The organism is Planococcus sp. TJ-307 (assembly GCF_058268435.1).
On the sequence record NZ_JBZDOJ010000003.1, the window covers coordinates 174,933 to 198,729 of the forward strand.

Here is a 23,797-nt window from a genome sequence, read left to right on the forward strand (position 1 = left end):
ACTAATCATATCATCTATTAGAGACTAAGAGCTGAAAATTTATAAGAATATATGTTCTAGTATTTTATCATAAATAGATTTAAAGAGATAACAGTTTTAAAAACTGGTTCAGCAGAAGCTTTACTCTCTTTCTATTTAGTAGTTTTATTAATAACATATAAGTTTTCATAAAACAAAGTATATTCAGACAATAGGTGTTAAACTATAAAGAAAAATATGAGGGGGCATGTGATGGAGACGGATCAATTAATTCTTAGTACAAAATGGCAAGGGGATTTTGTTTTTTCGGCAGTTGGACAAGGTGGCCATATCTTGACAATGGATGCTCATCAAGGCATAGGAGAAGAGCAAGGCTTGTTGCCAATGCAGGCTTTGCTTGGTGCGCTTGCGGGTTGTGTCGGAATGGATGTCGTTATGATTTTGCGGACGAAAACGGAAAAAATACGCTCTCTAGAGATTATCACTGAAGGCGTAAAGCGGCGTAATCCACCGAAAGAGTTTCTATCGATTGTGGTAACGTTCGTCGTTGAAGCCGATATTGCAGCGGAACAAATGCTGCATGCCATTGAAGTAAGCGGAGAAAAATATTGTCCCGTCGCTCATTCGTTGAAAGCGGATGTTCATTACCGACTCATACTGAACGGTGAAAGAGCCAGTACCGATTAGCCACTGATTTTAAAAATTGAATGTAACATTTCAAACCTAAACTGCGCTGAACTATTCACACCATTAAGTCTTGCTGTCGCTTTCTATTCTGTGATTTTGAATGTTTTAGATCTTCCGTAGACCACTTGATAGACTTAATAGCAAAAGATATATGCCACTAAAACTTAGAAGGAGTGAAAAACATGGCACAGACTGCAAAAGTCCCATTTATGTTGTCGCCGGTGCGCTCAATTTTCGATAAGTTTTCCAAGGTACGGGATGTTTCACTTGTTTTCGGGGATCCAATTGACATGGGAGGCACAATCATTCTTCCTGTTGCAAAAGTAAAATACCGCGTCGGAGCCGGAGCTGGTACAGGCTATGAGCTCAAAGATAAGGATACTGAGCATCCTGGCTTAGAAGAAGCTGAAGGCGGCAGCGGTGAAGGCAGCGGCGGTTCTTTTCTGATCAAACCGCTCGGTGTATACAGCATCACCCCGGAAAAGACGGTATATAAGCCCATCATTCCTGTGGACCTCCTTCTTCTGTTGCCAATTGTAGTTACCGGGCTCGCTTTTATGGCGGCATCCAATCAGAGTGAACAAAAAAACAGTTGTGGAAAAAAAGGACAAAAAGGCAAAAAGACGAAGAAAATGCATCTCCATAAAACCAAATAACAAACAAAAGCCATCAAATGATGGCTTTTGTTTTGGAAAAATGACAGTTCCTTAGAATTCCATGGTTGCTGGATTGGTGGCTACTATCCTTTATTCTGTTCATTTTTGGAACTTTACCTCAAATCATTCGTTGTGCAATACGGCAGGCTTTGAGCAGACTATACTCTACTTGGTTCAACCGCCTTTTTAAAAAAGTTTGCCATTCCAAATCTTCTGCACTGCCCCGTTCCGTCAATGCGAGCAAGCTGATATCCTTCAAGAGCGGCAGGACAGGCTGGTTCATGGCCAAATCTTGATCGAACTTGTCCCCGCTCACGTAATTAAGTGGAATCAGTTCATGGGAAATCGCAAGCATCGAATCATTGAACAGTTTTGCGGAATCGTCACTCCAATTTCTGTCGCGTATCGCAGCATTGAGCTGAATGCCTAAACTTTCAAGCAATGCAGTTCGTTCAAGGGCCCGGGTTAAATCCAGTCGATCACCGGCAATTTTTTGATAGTTTTCTAAAGCATCCCGGATTTCGCGCGCACCGGCTGCGTGATTTAAAGGCAAAACTTTTCTCGTACAGGCGTCATGAATTACGGAAACATACACTTGGCAATCGCGGCACAAATTGGCGGGATCCAATTTATCGAGTGTATCTTCGGTCGTGTGCCACCACCAACCAAAACCGCCAGAGTTGATGCCGCCGAACAGGCTGACAAGCGTCTGCGAAGCCATATCGTCGCTTAGCGGCTGTTCGGACATGCCCATAAAAAGAGCCGGTATGCCCGTTCCCCAGAATGATTGGTCACCGCCCCTGCCAAAGCGCTTGCCGATAAAGTCCTCTCCGGTCAACGCCTTGACGAAAGAACCTCCATAGTCCCTGGTTTCCGCCATGCAATTGCTCTCGCCAAGAATGACAGCCCCTTTGCCCCCAAGTGAGTCAGCATAAACATGCAACAAGCAGTTTTCGTGAAGATCTTCCCAGTTCATATCGTTATAATAAGCCGATCCAGAGTAGCGGCCATGTGAATGCCCCGACCAGAAAGCGAGGCGCAACGTTCGGCGCAACGCCACCCTGTTTTCGGCCAGTACTCTCGCTGTCTCAAGCATTGCCGCATTGGCACTGCCATTGTCCATAGCTCCATAATGCCAAGAATCAATATGTCCGCTAAACAAAATAAACTTCTCTGGTTCTGTTTCGCCTTTAAAGTCGGCGGTCAGCGTTGGGATTTTTCGCCACCCCGTATCGACGATTGTTTTCAACCAAACTCTAACGGGTTCAGTTGTATGCGCGAACTGTTCCAGGAGTTTATTCCCTTCGGTTTCGGTGATGGACAGCACTGGAATTTTTGGAAACTCCTCTTTTGTTTCCGGGGTCGGATTGCCCCATACTCGGGATACCGTCATTTCATGAGTAATCGAACCGTTGATGAAGATGCCCGCACAGGCACCGACTTTTTCCAACATCTCGACCCCTCCGGGTGTAGCAATCCCTGGTGTCAGGACTATTTTTCCGGCCGCTTTCAAGTCGGGGGAAACCGATTTTATGTAGACCAATTCCGCTTGCAGACCCTGCGCTCCGGTAGAAGTAGACATCGAATGGGTAATGCATGGTAGGTCAACACCACCTACTTTTAGTTCTGCGGCCACTGGCAAACTAATCAAGCCATCATGGAAGGTCAAAGCTGTTTCTGCTCCTAAACTGTCGAGTACACTTTTGGTATATTCGAACGCCCTTAGTTCTTCTTCTGACCCAGACAGTCTTACTTCTTTTGCTATCTCTGCCGTATACGTCATCAGACTATCAGCAGAAACAGCATCTACCAGGCTTTTTTGCACCTTATTCAAATCCGTGATCATGCCAACATCCCTTTCTTCGGGCTAGGTGCCTTCAGTTAAATGACGAAATCTTCTTTCGGAGTCTTCACCTGTTCAAACGGCTGAAATTTTTTGCCGCTCAATCCACTGATTGCATCGATGAATGTATTCGTAGTATGCGGCGTATCGTATAGGATTTTGAAAAACTCTGACCGCTGCTCTTTCGGAATCAGATCGTACGCTTTGCCGACCATCCAACGCCCGTAATAATAGGAAGGGTAATATGTTTTCTGAATAGGGTCTGAGAAAAAACGATAGCAATTGTTCGCCTCGATTTCCCCAAGCAAGCCTTTTTCCATCATATAAGCGACCGCTTCTTCCTTGCTCATTTCTCCTGTATTAAACAAGTAGCAAGCGTTTGTCATGGCCATACGCTGCATATCAATCCAATCACGTGCCAGCTTGTATTGGCTTTTATGCTCAAGATCGATCCCTTCTGTCTCTTCTTCGTCACGGTCCCACCCTAAGAAATGAAGAGCACTTTCCGGTCCGCCTTCAAAAAGGGCATTGGTTGGTGAATTAATCAGGTAATAGGAGGCTTCAAGCGGCAGTTTTCCTTGCTGGAAAAGGTAATCCCACCGGCAATAAAATGCTTGGTGTCCTGGGTAAGCTTCATGTGTCATGATTTGTCCAAGTACTGGTTCCGTCCAAGGGCGGTCAATGTTGAATGTCAGATTGCCCCGGAAATCACCGGTATATTTTGAGTAGCCGCTCCAAAAAACACCGCGAATGGACTTGATGTAATCAATGCCGTCCTGTTCCGGCAATTCAATGATGCGTTTGAGGGTGCCTATTTTACTTTTCTCCCTCATGGATTCCGCTACTTCGATCACTTTTTCCGGTGGGATCATTGTGTCTTGGAGCCAACGTTCAGCTTTTTCTTTCAAACTTCCCCCGTAACCAAGATCGGTCAATCCCTGCTCGACAAGTTCCCTGTGCCCTTTCATCATTTCTTCTGAAATCAGCGTGGAAGGCAGTTCCTGAATGTTTGCGATGTATTCGGCATAAGGCAAATCATCCCCTTGCAGGCTGCGCACGAAATATCCATAGGCATTGAGCATCGATCGCAGGTATCTTCCGGGATGCCCCCCAAGCCCTTGTATATCTTTTTCCACTCTTTCTATCTTCTGTCCGATGGCGTCTAAACTGCCAATAGAAGGTGTTATGCTGCTGTAGCTTGCTGTCGCCACTTCTGTTCCATGCATTGATTTTGCTTGTTCATTCAGACTCAGGACAATATCCACAATAGATTCGCCCACCGGCTGTGCAGTCCAACGTAAAGTCATTTTCCTATCCCCTTTCCTGTTTCCATTCAATTCCCCAAAGTGTATCGAGATCCTGCAGCACCAAGTCCAGCATCATGCTGTACAATTCTTCGCCTTTTTCTGCTGTTGCCGCTTCTGCATTTCCTGAGAAAGCTTCCGGATACAAGACAGCTCCTGCGTTTTTAAAGCGAAAGCGTTTCGCCAAGGGAATTTTGTGGTGGCCTACTCCTTTGGTGAAAGCATAGCTCTCATCGATCGCCAACACGAGCGAAGTTTCGTCTTCACCTGCATGGCCTGGGTCCGGTGTAATCTTTTTGATATCTTCCCGGTAGTCCAGATACCAGTTAATGGTCAGTGTCCGCACACCCATGTCTGCCAGCTTTTCCGTCACGATATCAAGGCTTGAGATATTGCCGCCATGGCCGTTGAACAAAATAATATTTTTAAAGCCAGTTTGATAAAACCCTTTGCAAATCTCAAATACGTAATTGCCGAAGGTTTTTGCCGAAATATCAATGGTTCCTGAAAATGACGCGAGCCCCCAGGAATGGCCATATGCTACTTCCGGGGCCATCAAAATCCGGCTTCCTCTCGCTTTTTCCAACCGGCGGACAAATTCCCGGGGAATCAATACATCTGTGCCGAGCGCGCAATGCGGTCCATGAGCCTCAATCATTCCAATGGGCACCAGCACCGTATTGACTGTCTTTTGCATTTCTTCAAAATCTCTCAAGTTCATTGTCATCATATCCATTACCAGTAGGCACCTCCTTCAAGTCAACTTGCGTTCAAGGAATTCCGCAATCAGCGCCGCACGATACGGCAAATTTTCAAGGACGATATGTTCATGTACAGCATGAGCCCCGTCACCCACTGGCCCAAGTCCATCAATCGTCGGAATGCCAAGTGACGCAGTAAAGTTGCCATCGCTGGCGCCGCCGGAACCACCGTTTTCAAGCACATAATCGTGCCCAGCAGCAATTTCTTTGAGTTCGCTAAACAAAGCCAGCACTTCCTGTGTTTCTTCCATTGGAAAACGGTTAATATCTCCCTTTATGGCGACGACAGCACCCTGAGTGATGGGCAAAATATGGTGAAAAGCCGCAGCAAGCGCCTCACCTTGTGTTTTTGTTCGAAAGCGCAAGTCAACCATGGCTTCCGCAGAATCAGCCACTACGTTCGTGCGGACACCTCCGGAAATCGTTCCTACGTTGACTGAAATTCCGGCATCGCGGTCGTCCAACTTTTTAATGTTCTGCAGTTGAAGGACAAGTTCATCAATGGCGCTGACGCCCTCCCATGGATTGATGCCGGCATGTACTGCTTTTCCACCAACTTTCACCTTGAAGATTCCGATGCCTTTGCGGAAAGTTTTGACGGCTCCAGAGTTGGAAATGCTCGACTCGGGTACCAATACCAACTCGCTTTTTCTGGCCTCTTCTTCAATCAGCGAACGAGAGTGAAAACTGCCGATTTCTTCATCTGAAGTAACCAAAAACAAAATTTTTTTCGTTAAGCTGATGTTTGTCTGCTTTAATGCTCTAAGCGCCCACAATGTGACCGTCAGTCCACCTTTCATGTCGAATACTCCCGGTCCATAAAGCAAACCATTTTCTTCGCGCAGCGGAATAGCGCCTTGATCCCAAACTGTATCGTAATGGCCAATAATTAAAATCTGCTGCGTGCCGGAACCAATTGTGAAACGGTACTGATTTCCGACCGCTTCTTTTTCAATCATTTCCGTCTGTCCCCCAACCAGTTCTTCAAACAGATCAGCGAGCACTCGGCCGCAGCGATCCGCCAAAGTTTTGTTGCGAGAAGGTGATTCTGCCTCGGCAAGCCGAATTAACGTTCCTTCCATCTCTTTTTTATGCTGTTCCAAGTATTCTAAAATGGTTTGCATCGTTTAAACTCCTTTTCGAATCAATGGCGGCAATGGTGCGGTCCTCAACTGTTCGAGCTGGTGAGCGGCACGCAAAAGTTCAATATCCTGAAAATGCGGAGCGATAAGCTGCATGCCAATCGGCAGCCCGTTTTCCGTGAATCCCATATTGATCGTGACTGCTGGATGCCCTGAAATATTGAATGGACCCGTAAACACCATTTCGTTTTCTTCCTCGCTGCCTATAACTGGATCTTCCGCGGGTGCAGCAAATGCCACTGTCGGCATCATCAAGAGGTCTCTTGTCCTAAACAACTCAGATACGTCATTGCTGTAGGTTCTTAAATCCCGCAGGCCATTCAAATAATCGATCGCTTTCTTTTCCATCCCCATTTCAATCTGCTGATATGTCATCGCGGCGTATTCGGATTTTCGGTCAAGCCATTGCTGATGAATCTGTGCCGCTTCAGGAAGCAGCACGTCCATAATAATTTCTTCTGTCTGTTGCCAGGCAGGAACTGTGATTTCTTCTATATGCCACCCGAGCGAAGCCATATGCAGCAATGTATCGTTATAAACGCGGCGAACTTCCGGCGTAATCCTCACCAGCTGATGCTCGGGCAAGACGCCAACACGCTTCGCACCAAGTGCCTCGAAGTTGTCGGCATCCACCTCTCCTAATTTCCCTGCAAGCGAGTGCGGATCTTCCGGATCGAATCCTGAAATTGCTTCAAGAACAATTGCAGCGTCAAGTGCATTCCGGGCTATTGGTCCTGCATGGTCCAGTGACCAAGACAACGGAAAGACACCGTGTGTACTGACTAAACCACGTGTCGGCTTTAATCCAACCACACCGCAATAGGAAGCAGGAATTCGAATTGACCCTCCGGTATCGGTGCCGAGCGAGAAAAACCCAATGCCGCTTGCGACTGCTGCCGCTGATCCGCTTGAAGAGCCACCTGAAGTTTTTGAAAGATCCCACGGATTATTTGTCTTGCCAAAATCCGGATGGACGATACCGTAAGCAAATTCCAGCATGTTGTTCTTGCCAAGCATCACGGCGCCATTTGCCGATAATTTACTGATAGCAGTGGCAGTAAAGTCTGGCACAAAATTTTTGAGAATGTTTGAAGCACACGTTGTGTGAATGTCTTTCGTATAAAATAAATCTTTTGCAGAGAACGGAACACCGGTAAGCAGGTGAACAGGCCTGTGCGTCAAAAAACGCTTTTCTGCTGCTTCTGCCTGCTCAAGCGCTTGTTTCTCGGTAAGTAAAAGGAACGCATTCAATGCGGGCTCAAGTTTTCGCTGCCGCACAAAAGTAGCTTTCGTGATTTCGACCGGTGATACTTCAGTTTTCCGGTAAAGCTTGGCTAGTTCAGTAATCGAGAGATCCAGTAAATGATCCATGGCTACGCCCCCACTGCAAGCAAAGGATCATTTTCATTGATGGCAAGTGAACTGACAAGAAAAAGAACAATGCCCGCTGAATTTGAGTGCACTTCCCGAATCGTTTCTCCAAATTCATCTGTCAGTCGGCCAAGCAGCTGACCTGCCTCTACACGTTCTCCGATACCGATCTCAGGATACCAGAGGCATTGCAGTTCCGAGCGGTACCAATCGAAAACCGATAGATAAGTCGAATCTTCACTGGCTGGATCGCCTTCCACTATATCGAAGGATGCAAGGATATTTCGTACCCCTTCTTGCAACATCTGCGATTGTTCTGTGCTCAGGATTCCCTGCTGTCCAGCTTCAGCAATAATGGAGGGAATCCCTTGTTCTGCAGCGCAGCTGTATGTAGAGCCCGGCACTTGTTCGCCACTTCCAATAACATATTCAATATCAAAAAGGGAGGCCATCTTCTTGGAAACTTGTAGAACTTGTTCATCTTCTGTCTTGTGGTAAATGGTGAATGGCACCAATGCTTCAATCATGTCACCTCCATGAAGGTCGATGACATAGTCCACTTGTTTGAAAACCATTTCATTGAGCCAATACGCCAAGCGCTCTGCTTCCGTGCCATGTTGTTGTCCCGGAAATATGCGGTTCAGGTTTTTGTGGTCGGCAGGATGTACATAAATGCTGCGGGCATAAAATGAAGACGGGTTAGCAATTGGGACGACTACCACTCGGCCGTTCATATTCTTGGGATTTAGTGAGGCACCTATTTTCAACGCAGCATCGATAGAGGTGTACTCACACCCATGAATACCTGCCATGACTAAAACAGAGGGGCCTTCTTGTGAACCGTTTATCAAAAATACAGGCAGTCTTTCGCTAAGTGTTGGCATTTCCAGATGCCCTTTTATCTTTTCTCCCGCAGCAGCGAATAAGTTGCCTATCTTCCATTCATTGTCCATCAGGTTCTCCTCCATTCAATAGATTTACTGTACAAGCCCTTGAACTGCTGCTTCTAAAAAAGAGGGAGGCAGCTGTGTTTCCACAACTTCTCCCATCTTCCTTATTCTTCTTTTGTAATTTTGTGGAACGGCACGTACCAGGAATTCATCGGGTTCAGTTCATAGCCTTTCACCCATGTGCGCATAGGCGCTTCCAATTTTGGTTGGGCAACGAAGATATAAGGAACTTCTTCGGCCATGATGTTCTGGATTTCCATGTAATTGTTTTCTCGAAGTGCTTCGTCCGTTGAAGATCTCGCTTCTTCCAGCAAGCCATCAATTTCACTGTTTTCATAGAAGGCCAAGTTGAACCCAGGGCCTTTGCTTGATGAATGAGCAAAATACCAGAGGTTATAGTCGGGATCTGGATAATCTGGCGTCCAGGAAACGAGACCGAAATCATGCTGGCCGGTTGTCACCAAATCAAGGAATGTCGGCCATGCATATGTTTTAATGTCCAGCGTTACGCCAACTTTCTCCAAGTCAGATTGCAGCAATAATGCCGTGTTGCTTCGCACTTCGCTATCTTCTGAAATTGCAATTTCAAGAGTCAGCCCAGTTTCATGCCCCGCCTCTTTCAGCAGCTCTTTTGCTTTATCCAAGTCATACTCGTAAAGTTTAGCGTCTTCACTGAATCCGAACATTCCCTGCGGAACTGCTCCACCAATACGATCAGCCTGATCCAAGTAGACACTTTCAAGAAGCGCATCGTAATTAATGCTGTGGGCAATTGCCTGGCGTACTTTAACATCAGCAAGCGCACCTTTTTCCGTATTCATCGGCATGTAGTCGATTTGGTAACCTTCCGCTTCTACGACTTCCACGCCTTCGGTATCGCGCATCTGTCCAAGAACTTCAGGTGAAATGACCGTATTGTCGATCAAGTCGATTTCCCCTTTTTCCAGCATCAGGCGTGCAGTAGAAGCTTCTGTGATAAAGCGGATGTTGACTGTTTCCATTGTTGGCGCTTCTCCCCAATAATCTGGATTCGCCTTCATGACCATCGTTTCCCCGCGATCCCAGCTTTCCAAGACATAAGGGCCAGAACCCATCTCAGTTTCTGCCAGGAAGCTTTCTCCCAGATCATCGCCATGGTTTTCTTCCAGCGCCGGGTTGATGATGTTCCCAAAAGCTGTTCCCAATGTGCTGATAAATGGCGCAAACGGTTCTTTCAACGTAATTTTAATGGTGTGGTCGTCAATGATTTCAAAACTGTTTTCGTCAATAACTTTGCTGAAAATCCCTGCGGCAGATTTCCCTACATCAATAGCTCGGGTAAATGAATACTCCACGGCTTCAGCTGTCACTGGCGATCCATCGTGGAAAGTTGCATCTTCGACCAGATGGAATGTGTATTCAAGCCCATCTTCAGAAATGTCCCAGCTTTCCGCAAGCATTGGCGTCGGTTCAGTCGATGCCCCTTCATAAGTTACAAGACGATCGTACATCAGGTAAATGACCCGGAAGGTCGTATTCGCTGCCGAACCGTGAGGATCGAGTCCCGGAATATCCTGGTTGGTGGCGAAGTTAAAGACTTCGGCATCAAAGTTCTCATTTGATTCGGCCGCTGTTCCGTCCGGCGAATCCGTTTCTTCAGTTTCTTCACTATAATTTTGGCAGCCTGCAAGCACTAACACAGCGATGACGAGGAATAGAAATAGTTTTGACCACTGACTTTTAAACTTCACTGTATTTCCCCCTTTGGTTTCGTTGGTAATGATGGAAAAAGCATTGGCAGACAACCCCTATCCCCCTTTCAATGTTTCAGCAAAAACTCAGCGCTGTTTCGGATCGAGCACATCATTCAATCCATCACCGAGCAAGTTAAAACCAAGTACGGTCAACAAAATAGCAATCCCAGGGAACGTTGCTGCCCACCAAGCTTCACGCAAGATTTCACGGCTGTTTGACAGCATCGCACCCCATTCCGGCGAAGGCGGTTGTGCGCCAAGGCCGATAAAACTAAGTCCGGCAGCAGATAAAATAACAAACCCAAGATCCAAAGAAGCCTGAATAGTGGCTGGCGCAATCGAATTCGGAATAACTTCTTTGAATAAAATCCGAAATGGATTTGCTCCAAGTGCCCGAGAGGCTTCAATGAATTCCGAATGCTTGATGGACAGCACCGACGAACGGACAATTCGGGTATACCAGGGCCACCAGGTCGCGGCAAGCGCGAGCATGACATTTTCAATAGAAGGTCCCAGTGCTGCTGCAATCGACATGGCCAGGATGATGCCCGGAAAAGACAGGAACACATCTGTAATGCGCATGATAACCTGATCGACCCGTCCGCCAACATAACCAGCAATGGCGCCGAGTATGGTGCCAATTGGGAACGCGATTAATACAACCAACAGTCCGATGCGCAACGAAATCCTTGTGCCGTATACAATTCGGCTGAAAATATCCCGGCCTACTTCGTCGGTGCCAAAATAATGTTCGGCGCTTGGCGCATCGAGTTTACTCACCAGGTCCACTTCCGTTGGGCTGTGAGTAGCAATTGCCGGAGCAAATAATGCCACTATCAATATAAGTACTACGATGAAGAGCCCGAGCACCGTCAACGGGCTACTAAAAATTCTTCGCACCAACTCGACCACTCCCCCCTAGTTATGTTTCAGCCTTGGATCAATAAAGAAATATAATGTATCCACAATTAAGTTCACAAGAATGAACATGACTGCAATCAGCAACGTCACGCCCATAACAGCCGGGAAGTCCAGATAGTTGATGGCATTAACCGCATACTGACCCAAACCCGGCCACGAAAACACCGCTTCTACCAAGACACTGCCGCCAAGAGCATGGCCAAATGCCATCCCGAGAAGCGTGATGACGGGCATAATGCCGTTGCGAAGCGCATGTCCGTAAAGAACCCGGTTTTCAGGTGCTCCTTTGGCGAAAGCTGTTCGGATGTAATCACTTTGCAACACCGTCAGCATACTCGATCTGGTCATTCTGGTAATCATCCCCACCGTCACGGCAGCAAGCGTAATTCCCGGTAAAATCAAATGCATAACGGCGGCATAAAACACCGGCCAATTTCCTGTTAGCAGCGCATCAATTGTATACATGCCGGTAATATATTCCGGTGGGGACATGCCCCCATCCAATCGCCCGGAACCCGGAAGTACCCCAAGCTTCAAGTAGAAGAACAAGAGCAATAGCAATCCAAGCCAGAACGCTGGCATGGCCACGCCTATCAGTGCGAAAATCCGGGTGAACTGGTCAGCAATCCTGTCTTTCCTGCTCGCACTGATAACACCAAACGGAATGCCAATTATCAATGTGATGAACATCGCGAACATCGTCAGTTCAAATGTAGCCGGTGAGTACCTCAGCAAATCGTCCATAACCGGACGTTGAGAGTAGGTACTTTCCCCGAGATCACCCTGGACGATTCCACTCATATAGCGTCCGTACTGGACATAAAGCGGATCGTTCAACCCCATGTCTTCACGCAGCGCTTCAAGTCCATCCGGAGTTGCTTTCGGCCCAAGAATAAGACGGGCTGGATCTCCAGGAATCGTGTTGGAAATCGCGAAAGTCAAGATACTGATGCCGATTAAAATCGGAATCATCAGCAACATTCGTTTTCCGATAAATCGTAGAGCATCCATTAGGCTGTCCCCCCTTTACTAGCTTCAGATTATCTGCGTACTTTAAACATGAATGCAGGCAGCAAAATGACCAGGTTCTTTTTCTTCTAGCGGCGGTATGATTTCTGCACATTCTTTTGTCGCCATCGGACAGCGTGTATGGAACGTGCAGCCTGTCGGCGGATTGGATGGGCTCGGCAAATCTCCCTGCAAAATGATTCGGTTTTTGACATAGGTTGGATCTGGAACTGGCAATGCGGATAACAGCGCCTGCGTATACGGATGGATAGGCGTATCGTAAACTTTGGCAACATCTGCAATTTCGACCACTTTGCCGAGGTACATGACGGCTACTTTATCTGAAATATGCTGGACTACTGACAAATCATGCGAAATGAACATATAGCTCAAATTTCGCTCCTGCTGGAGATCCAGCATCAAGTTCAGCACTTGCGATTGCACCGAGACATCGAGCGCGGAAACCGGTTCGTCAGCGATAATCAGCTTCGGATCTAAAGCCATTGCCCGCGCGATGCCGATCCGTTGGCGCTGCCCTCCCGAAAACTCATGCGGGTAATTGCTCAATTGTTCTTTTCGCAGCCCAATCTTTCCGGCAAGATTTTCAATTAACTCTTTGCGGTCGGTCTTGTTGCCGATATTGTGGATAATAAGTGGGGCTTCTAAAATTTGGCGTACCGTTCTCCTTGGATTTAAGGATGCATAAGGATCTTGAAAGACAATCTGCATATCCTTGCGCAGTTCCTTCATTTCTTTTGCGGAAATACCGACAATTTCTTTACCTTCGAATTTGATGCTTCCTTCCGTCGGTTCCACCAACCTGAGGATGGAGCGGCCAAGGCTCGATTTTCCACAACCGGATTCCCCTACGACACCGAGTGTTTTGCCTTCTTCAATCGTGATCGAAACGCCATCAACTGCTTTAACAATTGTCTTATTGCCGACGAAACCCTTTTTAGTTGTAAAGTGCTGTTTCAAGTTCGTGACTTCCAGCAGCGGCATTGGCATTCCCCTCCTTTTCATCGTATAGCCAGCAAGCGGTTTGGTGGCTTTCTCTGATGCGAATCATCTCAGGTGTAGCGTTCCGGCAAATATCCATCGCATGCGGACAGCGGTCAGCAAATCTACAGCCCACCGGCATGCTTCCAGGTGTTGGAACAGTTCCAGGAATCGATCCAAGTTTTTCTTTGCGCCGTCCAAGTTTTGGTATGGATGCCAACAACCCTCGCGTATAAGGATGTTTGGGATTTCCAAACAACTCAACAACTGGTGCTTCTTCAACAATTTTCCCTGCATACATCACAAGTACTCGATCGCAAACTTCTGCGACAACGCCCATATCGTGGGTAATCATAATGATTCCCATGTCGGTTTCCCGCTTTATTTCATTCATTAATTCCAAAATTTGAGCTTGAACGGTAACATCCAGTGCAGTTGTCGGTTCGTCACAAATCAACAGTTGCGGCTCACAAGCCATCGCGATGGCAATCATAATCCGCTGCCGCATCCCCCCCGAAAGTTGATGTGGATACTCGTCCATGAGTTCTTCGGCTCGCGGAAGCCCAACCGCATTTAGCAGTTGCAGAACTCGCTCTCTGCGCTCTTTTTTGCTCTTTTTTGTATGCAAAATGAGTGATTCTTCAATCTGGACTCCAACTGTCTGAAGCGGATTAAGGGATGTTAGAGGATCCTGAAAAATCATCGACATTTGGTTGCCTCTAATTTTTTCAAGTTTACGCTTCGAGGATCCCGAAATAATTTTCCCCTGTAAATCAACTGCTCCTTCAAGCCGAGCTTTTTCAGGCAGGAGCTGCATTAGCGATAATGCTGTCATGCTTTTTCCGCAGCCCGATTCCCCAACGATTCCTAATGTTTCTCCTTGTTGCAAGTTGAACGAGATATCATCCAGGATTTTTGAATATTTCCCCGCTCGTTTCAAGGACAACGACATATGTTTAACATCCAATAACATCTTTCCACCGCCCCTCAGTCTTTTTTTGCAACGTTTCTCGACAAGTCTTTCAGCGCCTCTGTATAATGATTTGAAAATGCTTTTTTGATTTTTTTCTTGTCGCCTGTTCGAAGGGCATCCAATAGGAGCCGATGGTTATAGACGACTTGCTCCACGCGCATGGGTACTTGATTGGCGATAGTTAAATACATAACCCCTACTTGTGTATCGAGATTTTTGTGAATATTGATCAATCGGTTGTGCTTGGACGCTGCGACAATTTTCCCATGGAACAGGATATCGCACTGCACTTGGTGTTCGATGTCATGGTTGTGCATAGCTTCAGTAAACTCTTCGATATACCCCTCGAGTTCCAACAAGTCCTGGCTCGATAAATGAGGCAAGGCCAGCTGGGCTGCTTCCCCTTCAATCAGTGCCCGCAATGTATAGATTTCAAATGCGTCCTGATCAGAAAGTGTGGCAACAAATGTGCCTTTATTGGTCTCATGCTTGATAAGCCCTTCGTTTTGCAAAAGTTTCAATGCTTCTCGGATGGGGCCTCTTGATATGTTAAATTTTTCAGCCAAATGAGCCTGATTAATCCAGCCACCCGCCTTCAACTCTCCATTCAGAATCATTTTCCTGATAATTTTTGCTACATCGTCCGATAATGTTCTTTGGTCTGGGATAATCATCTCTTTCACTCCTAGATTTGCCTTACCCTGGGAGGCAAAGCTTCATATATTTCCTGCAGTTCATAAAGGTTTTGCCAACTCATGTGCCGGCTCCCATCTTCAATTTCTTTGATGGATTTTACGAGCGCCGCTAAAAGCGGCATTTCTACTTGGTGGCTTTTGCCGATTTCAAGAATTGGCACAAGCTGTGCATCCACTTCAGTTTTGCGTTTTCTGACCGCTAAATCCCGCCAAATCCCACTTTTTGTTTTCTTGTTTGCGGCCATCCGCTCGGCTAATTGCTCCAATTGTGCATCCAACTTTTTAGGATTCCTGCTTTCTCGCGGGTAGATCAAGTCTGGTTCCCAATCATCAAATCCAATGGGTTTGATTTCTTCTTTGTCTGCTGTTTCGAGAATTTCTGAGCACAATTCCATCAGCATGTCGCGGAGCTCACGATTTTCAACAACTGCTGCCATCGTCTCATCTACTAAAGCCGTCGCATAAAGCAAACCAGCATAAGACATCTTGCTCCAAAGGAATCCCCATATGTTGTCGGTGACCTGTGCCGGTCCCCAAACTTGTAATTTATCTTTTAGTGCGGTGACCCGTTCAGATACTGTGCCGTCAAGTTCACCGAGATAAAGTGAAGCGACCCCGCCATAAAGAATTTTTCCAGGTCCAAGATAATCTGCAGAAAAGTTGACGAAGCAGCCTATTGTCCGTTCTGCCCCTATCAGTTTTAAAATCTCTCTTTCGCATAAGCCATTTTGAAATGACACCACTTGTGAGGTTTGAGTTAACAGCGATAAAAAAGGAGCTAGCGCTTTTTCTGTATGCTGGGCTTTGACGCAAAGAAAAACAGTTTCCAAAGGTTGATCCTGTTCAATTAGTTGAGCAGGAGTAAAGGCAGTGCTTTCTACCGTGAATGTTTCATCAGGTCCTTCAATTGTGAGTCCATCTGAATTCATCTGGTTGACGTGGTCTTGAGCGGTATCACAAAAAACTACTTGTTCCCCTGCACGAATGAGATATGCGCCAAGAACTCCTCCTATTGCACCTGCACCGATTATCGTAATAGCCATCCCGTGTCCTCCTAGAAAAGTTGTAGCCCGCCATCGGCTGAAACAATCTGACCGCTCACATAACGGGAGAAATCTGAAGCAAAAAAGAGTACGGGATGGGCGATATCTTCCGGAGTGCCAAGACGCTTGACTGAAATAGACTCAATCAGCTGATCCTGTTGGCTCTCAGACATTGCCTTCCATTGCCGTTCGGTCGATGGATTCGATAGAACGAAACCCGGTGCGACATTGTTTACCGTGATGCCAAAGGGTCCGAGCTCCCGTGCCATTTGGCGGGTCAGTCCAATCTGTCCGGCTTTTGCACTAGTGTACGCTTGGATGCCGGTGAGGCTGCTGCTTCTTCCTGCCCCGCTTGAAATATTGACGATTCGCCCATATGCCGCTCTTTTCATGTGGGGCGCAAATTCTCGGATCATGTAGAATGTGGTCGTTAAGTTAACAGCAATTACAGCCTCCCACTCCTCATCCGAAATGTTTTCAATCGCTCGATGCACTTGACCTGCTACGCCCCCTGCTACATTTACGAGGATATCCGTTTTCCCAAAATCCTGGATTACTTTTTCTCCGAAGCTTTTTACTGCATTCGAATCAGCAGCGTCACAAACATAAAGATGGATTTCCCCTGTGGAATTGGTTTCATCGATTGCTTGTTCTACTTCATTTTTGGTTTCTTCAAGCGCTTCTTTGAGGATGTCGACTGCCACAACATGTGCACCTCGGGCAGCCAATTCTTTACAAATGGCTCGGCCAATACCGTGGGCAGCGCCAGTCACTACTGCAACTCGATTTTCAAAAGTTAACTGTAAACTGTTAACACTTTGCACTAAACCCACTCCTCTGCCGCGATTTTTTTTAGTATATGACTAATTTTCATTAATTGCAATAATATTTAGAATATTTAGTATTTTAACGCAAACTTTCTTTACATTATTCTTTTTCGTAGACAAAATAAAAAAGTGGACGACATAGAAATGTCATCCACTTTTATTCAGTTGGCAGCTTTTTATCTCTTGTCAGCCATTTTTAGTTCAGTTATTTATTTTTGAAGCTGCTTATCCAACTATCTTGCTCGCCCTTTGTCATGCTGCCAGTAATTTTAGAAAAATCCATCGAACCAGCCACTAGCGGCTGCAACACCTCAAACTGCTGGAAGCTTCCTGAAAACTTTCGCAGCGCTGGCGACTCGGCAATTACTTCAATATTTTCGATAGGCGTCCGGATGCACTCCAAGGTTTCAATTTGCGTCTCTTTGATTTCCGTTGCGTCGAAGATTTGGCAATCGATCAAGGTAAGCTTTTTTAGATTTCTAAAGTTCTCCCAAAGATGCATAGTGTAAAATGCACAATGTTCAATCGTCAGCGACTGCAAGTTTTTTATATCCCTGAGTAGTCTTAAATCCGGGTGGGCCACCCCTACTAACTGTCGAATGTGCAAATGCTCCAATTGAGTTGCCTTCTTTGCAATCTCTTCAAATTGATCGATGCTGAAGATCGACACGTCCAAACTTTTTACTTTGTCCAGCTCTTCACTGCCATTTTCGTGGAGCTTAGTCGGATTCGTATTTGCTTTCTGCGAGCTAGTAGTGGTAATCCGGCCATCTGCATAGATGGTTTCTTCCCACGGATCACCGGCAAAGCTTTGTGCACGCTTTTTAGCTTGTTCTTTCCGCTCCATTTCCAATGCTTCTGCTGTGGCTTCAGCCGTTTCAGGATGCAAAACCGGCAGCGGCATTTCTTCCAGGGCATGAAAAAAATGCAGCTCCTTTTTTTCACTATAGCTCCACGTTCCTCCCCCATCAATTGTGTAAGAGCCATCCTGAAGCGTTTTTGAAATAAATTCGATTAAATCTTCCACGCTCTGTGCGACGACATGCCGCGTATTTTCTTTAATTCCAAAGTTGATGACCTGTCCAGATAGACCGTTTGGGCCAGGATCCAAATCCACAGCCAGGAAATTGCCGCCGAAATCAGCCGCAAATGGAATCCATTTGCGATTGACGTAGTGGTCTTGGATCGTTTCCGGTGGAACTGCATAGAATGGGACATCGTTCATGGCTTCATCATCCGCTACTGCTGAACAGGATTGCCATTCACTCAAAACACCAGACAGAGGTAAAAAAGACATGCCGAAAAACAAACCAGGCGCTCCGCCCAACTCCCCATTATGCACTTGGTATAGTCTTTTCAAATCAGCTGGCAGGCTGGTTCCAAGTGTACGCTCCAAATTTTCAATCTCTTCGTTGGTCGCAGGTTGGCTTAAAAAGGATCCGAAATGAGAACTCAGTTTTTTAAAAATTCGTTTCATTACTAATTGCATCCGTCATCTCCCTCTCTCAATGCCAAGCATGACTTTCTAAAAGTGCACTGCAAACAACCGTAAACACTTGGCCTGGAAAAATCCGCTGCTTGTTTTTCAACTGTTCCTGGCCGGCTGCAATTGCTTCTTCCAATGTCTCGTACCGAACATAAGGTTCAAATGCTGAAAACGCAACGTGTTCGCTTTTTTCATGCTGTTGAACGAAAAGAAAATTTTGATAATGCGTAGCCTTTCCTTCATCCTTTTTTGACAAATCAGCGATACTACCCTGTCGAAGAATCGCCATTCTTTTATAGATGAGCAATGACGTATACCCCATGCTGATTTCGGTAAAAGCTCTATCCATAATGGTCGCTGGATCATCCGATATTAATGGAAAGGTGCCTTTCGTGTCACGATTTGACATCTGCACAAAAAAATTGCGGTGGTCTTGCTTGTCGATAATTTGTTTTTCAAACATATTCCAGACCCCCCTCTTATGCCTTCTATTATATACCAGTTAATCGTTAATTTATGCATACCGAAAGCATGATTTCACTTCTTAACTTATTTATTGCAAGCAAGCATTGTCCACCTCACCAGACAATGAGTCCGTCCCACTAAAAAACAATTCAAAAAACGGATTCTCAGTTAAGAATCCGTTTTTTCGCATAGTATTTAGTTAATCTTCGCTTTTTATACCCCTGAATAAGCCATAAATCCGCCATCCACAGCCATTGTCGTTCCCGTTACAAATGAAGAATAGGATTCATCGGCAAGGAACAACAATGCGCCAAGGAGATTTTCCGGTTCGCCGAACTTGTTCATTGGAGTAGCTTCCAGAATTTTTTTCGTTCGTGCTGTTGGGTTTCCTTCTTTATCCATTAACAAATCACGATTTTGGTCGGTCAGGAAGAATCCTGGAGCAATGGCGTTGACACGCAAACCTGTTTCAGCAAAATGCACGGCCAGCCATTGCGTAAAGTTGTTGATTGAGGCCTTCGCAGCACTGTATGCCGGAATTTTAGTCAATGGTGCGTATGCACTCATGGAAGACAGATTGATGATCGCTGGTGAGTCACTTTTCAATAATTCTTTGCCAAACACTTGGCAGGCTAGGAAAGTCCCTGTGAAATTTAATGAAAAGACTGAAGAAAATCCGCTTTCATCCAGTTCAAAAAATGACTGGCCAGCTGATTCTTCATTGAATGTTTCCGGACCGGTAATGGCATCTGGATGGTTTCCGCCTGCTCCGTTTATAAGCAAGTCAATGCGGCCGAACTTTTCCAGAATTTTTTGCTTCGCCTGTTCCAGTGATGCACGGTCCAAGACATCAGCCGAAAGTGCTATCGCTTCTCCGCCTGCCTCGTTAATCGCCTTTGCAACAAGCTCGCCTTTGGCTGCCGTACGATTTAAAATGGCGACCTTCATACTTTGACGCGATAATTCACGCGCCATTTCCGAGCACAGGACACCGCTTCCCCCGGTTATGACAGCCACTCGCCCATGTAAATTTTCATGCATTGGAATCATACAACACCCTCATTTCTAAAATTCTTTTTTGCGTAGATTCATTAATCCACTTTAATATCAAAATAGTTTGTGGCGTTATTGTATGAGATGTCTTGGATCATCTTGCCGATAAACTCATAATCTGCCGGAACTTCGCCTTCCTCAATCCAGTTTCCAACCAATTGGCATAGGATTCGTCTAAAGTAATCATGGCGTGTAAACGAAAGGAAACTGCGGGAATCTGTCAGCATACCGACAAACAAGCTTAACAACCCAGCATTGGCCAGCTCTTTCATTTGGCGGAGCATGCCGTCTTTTTGGTCGTTATACCACCAACCCGAACCAAACTGAATTTTCCCTTTCATTTCACTCGACTGGAAATTGCCAATCGTGCTTGCCACCATCTCAAAATGGACCGGATTGAGCGGATAAATAATCGTTCTTGGCAAAACTTGATTGCGGTCCAAGCTGTTTAAGAATTGATTGAGCGGACGCGCCAGTTCAAAATCATTGATCGAGTCAAATCCGCTATCGGGTCCTGCTTGTTCGAACATGCGGGTATTGTTATTGCGCAATGGGCCAATATGCAATTGCATCGCCCAATTGTGTTTGGCATACAACTCACCCAGAAATTGCATCGTAAATGTCTTGTGTTTGTCTTCTTCAATTTTAGAAATTTTTTCTCCGGACAGTGCTTTATGGAAAATGTCCGCTGCTTCTTCAAAAGAAGTTTCTTCATAAGGTAAATACTCAAATCCGTGATCCGATATGCGGCAGCCGTGTTCATGGAAATAGTCGACTCGCTCTGATAAGGCTTTTAGGAAATTGCCATAGTTCCGAATATCCAACCGTGCTGATGCGCCAAGAGTTTGGATGTATGCTGAAAATCCAGCTGCGGTAATGCCCAAACCTTTATCCGGCCGGAAAGTTGGCAGCACTTTTGCTTCAATGTTTTTATCTTCAGCAATTTGAATGTGGTATTCCAGATTGTCTGCTGGGTCATCTGTGGTACAGATAACTTTGACCTTACTGTTTTTAATCAAGGTTTTCACTGAAAAAGAGTCTGATTGGACAACCTGGTTCAGTTGTTCCCACATGGCTTCCCAGTTTTTTTCCTTGATTGCTTCTTCATAATTGAAATATTTTTTCAGTTCGAGATGGGACCAGTGATACAGGGGATTGCCCATTGTATAGGGAACTGTTTGAATCCAGGCATGAAACTTTTCTTTGTCGCCTGCATTTCCTGTAATCAGGTTTTCATCAATTCCAAATGCACGCATCGCACGCCATTTGTAGTGGTCACCCTTTAGCCAGACATCTGTAATGTTTTCAAAGCGGTGGTCTTCTGCAATTTGCTGTGGGCTCAAATGACAATGAAAGTCATATAAAGGAAGGTCCTTTGCATACTCATGATACAGAATCTTTGCGCTATTGGTGTTTAGTAGAAAGTCTTCATCCATAAATTTCATCCGTACAACTCCCATGAAGGCATTATTTTCAAACGGTACTCACCTTATTTTTTAAACCTGGACTTCGTAGCTTCCATTTTTCTTTACCAGCTGTTGTCCATTGACATAAAATTCACGTTGGTCATCCCCGTTCACATAAAAACGGATGTTGCTGTAGGGCAAGGTGTATTCTCCCTGAATGTTGAGCTCCACCTGAATTTTGTGAGTGGTTGATTCCATGGAAACGTGGACTGTGGCATGATTCTCCTGGTAGTCCGCAGATACACCATCATCTTCGTACAATTGATAATCTGAGCTTCCCTGTTCGCGGTGCGGGAACAACAGAAAGCTTCGTTCATCTTGGGCTTTGGTCGAAAAGCTTGGATCCGTATCATTAATTGGAATAATGCCTCCTGCTTGTACAAGAAGCGGGTTGTAATCCAAAGGAGCCGGCACTGTAACAAGCTTCCCGCCTTCATGCCATTCCGAAGTATGGAAGTTGTACCAACCGCCATCATTCGCTGGCAAGTAGACAGCTCTTTCTGTTTTGCCTTTTTCCACGACAGAAGCCACAAGCATGGAGTCGCCCAACATAAAGTCATCGTTTTCTTCGAAGGTTTGTACATCGTGTCCGAAATCATAAAACGTCGGACGAATAATCGGCTCATAATTTGCATGTGCCTCGTAAAGTGCTGTGTATAAGTAAGGAGTAATCCGGTGCCTGAACTTCATCAGCTCACGAATGGTGTCGGTGGTTTCTTCATACATCCAAGGAACATTGACTGTTTGATCATCGTTCCATGAATGGATCGTGAACCGTGGATGGAAGATCCCATTTTGTACCCAACGCACCAATAATTCGGGCTCTGGAGCAGGTCCAGAAAATCCGCCAATATCGTGACCTACGTTGTAAATGCCGGACATGCTTAAGCCCAAGCCCATTTTGATATTGTATTTAAGTGATTTCCAGCTCGTGTAATTGTCTCCAGACCACGTTTGGACATAGCGTTGCATGCCTGGGCTGCCAGACCGGGAAATCAAATAAGGACGCAACTGCGGAGCGTATTCTTTCTGTGCTTCATAAGACGCTTTCATCATCAGGAGCGGTTGGATCGCACGCACTGTTTCAAACGGCAGTTCTTTGCCAAAGCCATTGGATACAGCATCGGTTGACCAAATTTCGAATTCATTATTGTCATTCCACGTCGAGTCTATCCCATATTCCAGCAATTGTGAGGTAACATTTTCTTTCCACCATTGAATGGATTTTTCATTGGTAAAATCAATGTAAGCCCCGACTTCATCCCAAAACTGGACCATTTCTACTTCGCCAGTACGATTCCGAATGAAGATGCCCTGTTTTTCCAGTTCCTCAAATTGAGGATGGCTTTTTAGAAGCGCAGGTTTGATGTTTGCACACAACTGAACTCCCTTTTGGTGATAGTCATCGATAAAGCCTTTTGGATCAGGAAACTTATCTCTGTTCCAATTAAATACGTAACGTTTGTCGCCTATCGAGGTATACCCCGAGGACAATTGGAACGAATCGCAAATAATATCGTTTTTCTCACAGAGTTCAATAAACCGCTTTAACTGTTCCTGTGCGTCTGGAGCATCGGTGTAAGTCATAGTTGACCCTGAATAGCCCAAACTCCATTTTGGTGAAAAGATTGTTTTCCCTGTTAACCGGGAGTACTTTTTAACCACATTTTTTAATTCTGGACCTACGATTATGTAGTAATCCAAATCTCCGGCAAATGAATGGTAATACCGGTACCAGCCGTGGTAATTATCCATTTCATTGCCCATGTCAAAGACACTTTGTGCCATATTGTCATAGAAAATCCCAAAAGAGATGTCTGATTGTTTATTCCGTGTGATGTAAAACGGAATATGCTTGTATAAGGGATCTGTGTTTTGCGCATCGTAGCCCATTGGGTCCACACTTAACATCCGGTAGCGTTTGCCGTGGCGATCCATGTCCCCGCTTTTTTCGCCGAGGCCAAAATACTGTTCATCGTGATTTCTCTCTAAATAATGATAAATCCCTTTGCCGAGCGACCCGTCCAAATTGTATGCTTGGGTTTTTCGGTCTGACGCAATTTGAATCACTTCGCCATTGGTCTCTTTATAAAACCATGTCGCTTTAAAGCCATCCAAGTTGATGCAAAGTTTGACCATTTCCGTTTCAATGGTCACCGTCCGGCCTTCTTGATGCAACCGATACTCAGGAAGTGAAAAAGGGGACAAATCAAAGCGGCTGCGTCCTTCAAAGGGCACGTCATCCATTCCAGGAGCTACAAGCCACGTGTTGTCAATCTCCAGTTCTTCACCATTTGACATCAGCACTCGAATCAAGTCATTTTCCAACACCATCACTCGGGCAACCACTAAAGGGTTGTCGAGTTGGAAGGTGATGATATTGTTTTCTTCTTTTTGAAGTTCAAACAAGTAATTTTCTTTTAAAGACATACATC

General features: G+C 45.6%; 21 protein-coding genes. 2 read left to right on the top strand and 19 right to left on the bottom strand.

Features of this window, described 5'->3' with window-relative positions; genetic code table 11:
• The first annotated feature begins 231 nt into the window (after positions 1-231).
• Complete coding sequence (locus AC4EHK_RS12480) at positions 232-666, top strand: OsmC family protein (protein WP_490979114.1); 435 nt, start codon at positions 232-234, stop codon at positions 664-666.
• A 182-nt stretch (positions 667-848) separates the two neighbouring features.
• On the top strand, positions 849-1,322 hold the full coding sequence (locus tag AC4EHK_RS12485; RefSeq protein WP_490979115.1) for a GerW family sporulation protein: 474 nt from the start codon (positions 849-851) through the stop codon (positions 1,320-1,322).
• 118 nt (positions 1,323-1,440) lie between these two features.
• On the opposite strand, the gene AC4EHK_RS12490 is transcribed toward AC4EHK_RS12485, so the two are convergent.
• The 19 genes from AC4EHK_RS12490 to AC4EHK_RS12580 form a co-directional block, all read right to left on the bottom strand.
• Positions 1,441-3,168 carry a M28 family peptidase gene (locus AC4EHK_RS12490; protein ID WP_490979116.1) on the bottom strand — a complete coding sequence of 576 codons (1,728 nt, stop codon included), beginning with the start codon at positions 3,166-3,168 and terminating at the stop codon, positions 1,441-1,443.
• Between the two features lie 35 nt (positions 3,169-3,203).
• Entirely contained in the window at positions 3,204-4,472 is a 1,269-nt protein-coding gene (locus AC4EHK_RS12495) for a DUF885 domain-containing protein (protein WP_490979117.1), read from the bottom strand.
• Between the two features lie 4 nt (positions 4,473-4,476).
• A complete protein-coding gene (locus AC4EHK_RS12500) occupies positions 4,477-5,205 on the bottom strand; it encodes a creatininase family protein (protein WP_490979118.1) in 729 nt (242 codons plus the stop codon).
• Between the two features lie 18 nt (positions 5,206-5,223).
• Positions 5,224-6,354, bottom strand: a complete 1,131-nt coding sequence (locus AC4EHK_RS12505) for a M20 family metallopeptidase (RefSeq protein WP_490979119.1) — start codon at positions 6,352-6,354, stop codon at positions 5,224-5,226.
• Between the two features lie 3 nt (positions 6,355-6,357).
• Positions 6,358-7,743: an amidase gene (locus AC4EHK_RS12510; RefSeq protein WP_490979120.1), complete on the bottom strand. Its 1,386-nt coding sequence runs from the start codon at positions 7,741-7,743 to the stop codon at positions 6,358-6,360.
• 2 nt (positions 7,744-7,745) lie between these two features.
• Positions 7,746-8,696 (bottom strand): M14 family metallopeptidase, encoded by a 951-nt coding sequence (locus AC4EHK_RS12515; protein ID WP_490979121.1) that lies wholly within the window; start codon positions 8,694-8,696, stop codon positions 7,746-7,748.
• A gap of 101 nt (positions 8,697-8,797) precedes the next feature.
• A complete protein-coding gene (locus AC4EHK_RS12520; RefSeq protein WP_490979122.1) occupies positions 8,798-10,423 on the bottom strand; it encodes an ABC transporter substrate-binding protein in 1,626 nt (541 codons plus the stop codon).
• Positions 10,424-10,510: 87 nt separating this feature from the next.
• Positions 10,511-11,326: a nickel transporter permease gene (gene nikC, locus AC4EHK_RS12525; protein WP_490979359.1), complete on the bottom strand. Its 816-nt coding sequence runs from the start codon at positions 11,324-11,326 to the stop codon at positions 10,511-10,513.
• Between the two features lie 18 nt (positions 11,327-11,344).
• Positions 11,345-12,358: an ABC transporter permease gene (locus AC4EHK_RS12530; protein WP_490979123.1), complete on the bottom strand. Its 1,014-nt coding sequence runs from the start codon at positions 12,356-12,358 to the stop codon at positions 11,345-11,347.
• Positions 12,359-12,400: 42 nt separating this feature from the next.
• Complete coding sequence (locus tag AC4EHK_RS12535) at positions 12,401-13,363, bottom strand: ABC transporter ATP-binding protein (RefSeq protein WP_490979124.1); 963 nt, start codon at positions 13,361-13,363, stop codon at positions 12,401-12,403.
• A complete protein-coding gene (locus AC4EHK_RS12540) occupies positions 13,311-14,327 on the bottom strand; it encodes an ABC transporter ATP-binding protein (RefSeq protein ID WP_490979125.1) in 1,017 nt (338 codons plus the stop codon). Before AC4EHK_RS12540 ends, AC4EHK_RS12535 begins: the two co-directional genes overlap by 53 nt.
• Positions 14,328-14,341: 14 nt before the next feature.
• Positions 14,342-15,001: a GntR family transcriptional regulator gene (locus AC4EHK_RS12545; RefSeq protein WP_490979126.1), complete on the bottom strand. Its 660-nt coding sequence runs from the start codon at positions 14,999-15,001 to the stop codon at positions 14,342-14,344.
• An 11-nt stretch (positions 15,002-15,012) separates the two neighbouring features.
• Positions 15,013-16,065, bottom strand: coding sequence for a ketopantoate reductase family protein (locus tag AC4EHK_RS12550; protein WP_490979127.1), 1,053 nt, complete (start codon positions 16,063-16,065; stop codon positions 15,013-15,015).
• A gap of 11 nt (positions 16,066-16,076) precedes the next feature.
• A complete protein-coding gene (locus AC4EHK_RS12555; RefSeq protein ID WP_490979128.1) occupies positions 16,077-16,889 on the bottom strand; it encodes an SDR family NAD(P)-dependent oxidoreductase in 813 nt (270 codons plus the stop codon).
• 208 nt (positions 16,890-17,097) lie between these two features.
• Complete coding sequence (locus tag AC4EHK_RS12560; RefSeq protein ID WP_490979129.1) at positions 17,098-18,381, bottom strand: SMI1/KNR4 family protein; 1,284 nt, start codon at positions 18,379-18,381, stop codon at positions 17,098-17,100.
• A 16-nt stretch (positions 18,382-18,397) separates the two neighbouring features.
• On the bottom strand, positions 18,398-18,841 hold the full coding sequence (locus tag AC4EHK_RS12565; protein WP_490979130.1) for a hypothetical protein: 444 nt from the start codon (positions 18,839-18,841) through the stop codon (positions 18,398-18,400).
• Between the two features lie 215 nt (positions 18,842-19,056).
• Entirely contained in the window at positions 19,057-19,893 is an 837-nt protein-coding gene (locus AC4EHK_RS12570) for an SDR family oxidoreductase (RefSeq protein WP_490979131.1), read from the bottom strand.
• Between the two features lie 41 nt (positions 19,894-19,934).
• A complete protein-coding gene (gene uxaC / locus AC4EHK_RS12575) occupies positions 19,935-21,341 on the bottom strand; it encodes a glucuronate isomerase (RefSeq protein WP_490979132.1) in 1,407 nt (468 codons plus the stop codon).
• 51 nt (positions 21,342-21,392) lie between these two features.
• Positions 21,393-23,792, bottom strand: a complete 2,400-nt coding sequence (locus AC4EHK_RS12580; protein WP_490979133.1) for a glycoside hydrolase family 31 protein — start codon at positions 23,790-23,792, stop codon at positions 21,393-21,395.
• Positions 23,793-23,797: the final 5 nt, after the last annotated feature.